This is a genomic window from Caulobacter sp. S45 (assembly GCF_903642205.1).
Classification (GTDB): Bacteria; Pseudomonadota; Alphaproteobacteria; order Caulobacterales; family Caulobacteraceae; genus CAHJWH01.
In genome coordinates, this window is sequence record NZ_CAHJWH010000253.1 from 1 (window position 1) to 2,831 (window position 2,831).

4 protein-coding genes are annotated in these 2,831 nt (G+C 68.1%); 3 read left to right on the top strand and 1 reads right to left on the bottom strand.

Annotated elements, in window-relative coordinates; genetic code table 11:
* Window positions 1-477 (top strand): TIGR02281 family clan AA aspartic protease (locus tag HUV06_RS15695; protein WP_174302176.1); only part of this gene is annotated, 477 nt, incomplete at its 5' end.
* Between the two features lie 8 nt (window positions 478-485).
* On the opposite strand, the gene dusA is transcribed toward HUV06_RS15695, so the two are convergent.
* Entirely contained in the window at window positions 486-1,460 is a 975-nt protein-coding gene (gene dusA, locus HUV06_RS15700) for a tRNA dihydrouridine(20/20a) synthase DusA (RefSeq protein ID WP_256430096.1), read from the bottom strand.
* A 119-nt stretch (window positions 1,461-1,579) separates the two neighbouring features.
* On the opposite strand from dusA, the gene HUV06_RS15705 reads away from it, so the two are divergent.
* Window positions 1,580-2,401: an alpha/beta fold hydrolase gene (locus HUV06_RS15705; protein ID WP_174302177.1), complete on the top strand. Its 822-nt coding sequence runs from the start codon at window positions 1,580-1,582 to the stop codon at window positions 2,399-2,401.
* Window positions 2,402-2,584: 183 nt separating this feature from the next.
* Window positions 2,585-2,831 (top strand): cold-shock protein (locus HUV06_RS15710; protein ID WP_174302178.1); only part of this gene is annotated, 247 nt, incomplete at its 3' end.

Genomic DNA, 2,831 nt, shown 5'->3' on the forward strand with positions numbered 1-2,831 from the left:
CCCGACGCGTCTCAGCCGGTTGCAGCTGCGGCCCCCGCCTCAGCTGCCGCGCCGGCGATCACGGGGAAGAAAGCGCCCGACATAAGCAGCGCGGATGCGAGCCTCGCCCCCGGCGACGCCCAGGTCGCGAAGGCGCCCGATGGGCACTACTGGGCCGACGCGCAGGTGAACGGCCGCCCAATCCGGTTCCTCATTGACACCGGCGCGAGTTTCGTCGCGCTCACGCGCAGCGACGCCGAGCAGCTCGGCCTGAACCCGTCCTCCCTGGTCTACGATGCGCCGGTCACGACCGCCAACGGCCGCACGGCCGCCGCGCGCGTGCAGCTCGACTACGTGTCGGTGTCCGGCGCTCGGGTGGAGCAGGTTCCTGCAATGGTCATCGCCGACGGCCTCTCCACCTCGTTGCTCGGCATGAGCTATCTCAACCGCCTCTCGGGCTTCCAGGCGACGCCCACCAGCCTCATCCTTCGGCAGTAGTCCTCTGCTTAGGCCGCCCACTCCGGTGTCCTGGCCACCGCCTCCAGCGCGGCGTCAAGCACCTCCAGCCCCGCACCGCCGACCGCGCGGGTCGTGAGAAACCTCCGCCAAGTCCGCGCGCCCGGCTGGCCGGCGAACAGGCCGAGCATATGGCGGGTCATGGCGTTCAGCGGCACGCCCAGCGCCAATTGCTCGGCCATGTAGGGGCGGTACGCCTCTACAGCCTGGAGCGATGAGACATCCCCTCCGACTCCGAACACGCGGCGGTCGGCTTGACCGAGCAGTCCCGGATTGTGATAGGCGGCGCGACCGAGCATCACCCCGTCCACATGCGCCAGGTGGGCGGTCGCTGTCTCCAGGTCTGCCACGCCCCCGTTCAGCACGATCTCCAGCCCGGCCCGCACGGCCTTCAGCCGGTAGACCAGCCCATAGTCCAGCGGTGGTACGTCGCGGTTCTCCTTGGGGCTCAGCCCCTTCAGCCAAGCCTTGCGGGCGTGAACGGCGACGTGGCGGACGCCAGCCGTGGCGCAGGCGTCCACCAGGGTGAACAGGCTTTCCTCGGGACCCTGCTCGTCTACGCCGATCCGGCACTTCAGGGTGACCGGGACGACGACCGCGGCGATCATGGCGGCCATGCACCCGGCCACGAGCTCCGGCTCGCGCATCAGGCAGGCGCCGAAGCGGCCGCTCTGCACCCGGTCCGAAGGGCAGCCGACGTTCAGGTTGATCGCGTCATAGCCAAAGTCCTCCCCGATCCGCGCGGCCTCCGCCAGCGCCTGCGGTTCCGAGCCGCCGAGCTGCAGCGTCACCGGGTGCTCCACCTCGCTGAAGCCCAGCAGCCGCTGGCGGTCGCCGTGCAGCACCGCGCGCGCGGTGACCATCTCGGTGTAGAGCCGCGTGCGGCGGGTCAGGCTGCGGTGGAGGACGCGGCAGTGCCGGTCGGTCCAGTCCATCATCGGCGCGACGCTGAGGGTCTTGTTCAAGGCGGAGCTTCCAGTCCAAGGCGAACGTCGAGGCGCCGGAGCGACTGCGGCTCTCAGGAACCGAAACCGGCGGTGGCCTTTATCAGGCCGACAGTCGTTTGCTGAAGCGAGTCTTGGACATGGCGTTCATCAAGGCCCGGGATGGGACCCAGCTCTACTACAAGGATTGGGGCTCGGGCAGGCCCGTGGTGTTCATCCACGGCTGGCCGCTGAACGCCGACATGTGGGACTACCAGCTCGCCCACCTTGCCGCACACGGCATTCGGGCCATCGCCTACGACCGTCGCGGCTTTGGCCGGTCCGAGCAGCCCTGGATGGGCTATGATTACGACACCTTCGCAGACGACCTCGCCTCAGTCGTAGAGGAATTGGACCTGCACGACGCCGGCCTCGTCGGCTTCTCCATGGGTGGCGGCGAGGTCGCGCGCTACCTGGCTCGCCACGGCTCGGCCCGCGTCTCCCGCGCCGCCTTGATCTCGGCGGTCACCCCCTACCTGCTCAAGACGGCCGAACATCCAGACGGCGTGGACGTCAGCACCTTCGACAGGATGGTCGAGGGATTGATGAAGGACCGTCCGCACTTCATCGCCCAATTCGGCCCGCAGTTCTTCGGCAAGACCCTGCTGGATCCCAAGGTGTCGGACGAGACTCTGCAGTGGACGCTGATGATGGCCATGCAGGCTTCGGGCCGCGCCACCCAGGCCTGCGTGCGCGCCTTCTCCGAGACCGACTTCCGCGGCGACCTGCCCAAGTTCGGCGTGCCCACGCTGGTGGTTCACGGCTCAGCCGACAAGACTGTGCCGATCGAGGTGGCCGGCCGCCAAGCCGCCAAGCTGATCCCTGGCGCGGACTTCATCGAGTACGAGGGCGAACCGCATGGCCTGTTCATCACCGCCAAGGACCGGCTGAACGCCGACCTGCTCACATTCCTGCGAGGCTGAGGCGTCTTGGCGTCTGGCGACCACAGGTTCCGCTTGCAAGGTGGCGTCCACTGTGGCGTCGTCGGGTACGTGCGGCTATGGCTGCACTGGGGTCTCTTTGCAGCGGCTTGGGACGAGATACGGCCGGCGGCGCCCGTGAGCGGGTGAACAAGGACATCGCCGGCGTGAGAAGGACGAGATCGAATGGCTACCGGTAAGGTGAAGTGGTTTAATACGGCGAAGGGGTTCGGCTTCATTCAGCCGGATGATGGGGGACAGGACATCTTCGTCCACGTCTCCGCGGTGGAACGGGCGGGCCTCAGCCAGCTCGACGAGGGCCAATCAGTCAATTACGACCTGGAACAGGACAGCCGCTCCGGCAAGACGGCGGCCGGCAACCTGGAGGTCACCGGCTCGGCTCCTGCGGGCGCTCGGCCGGCAGCACGGGGCC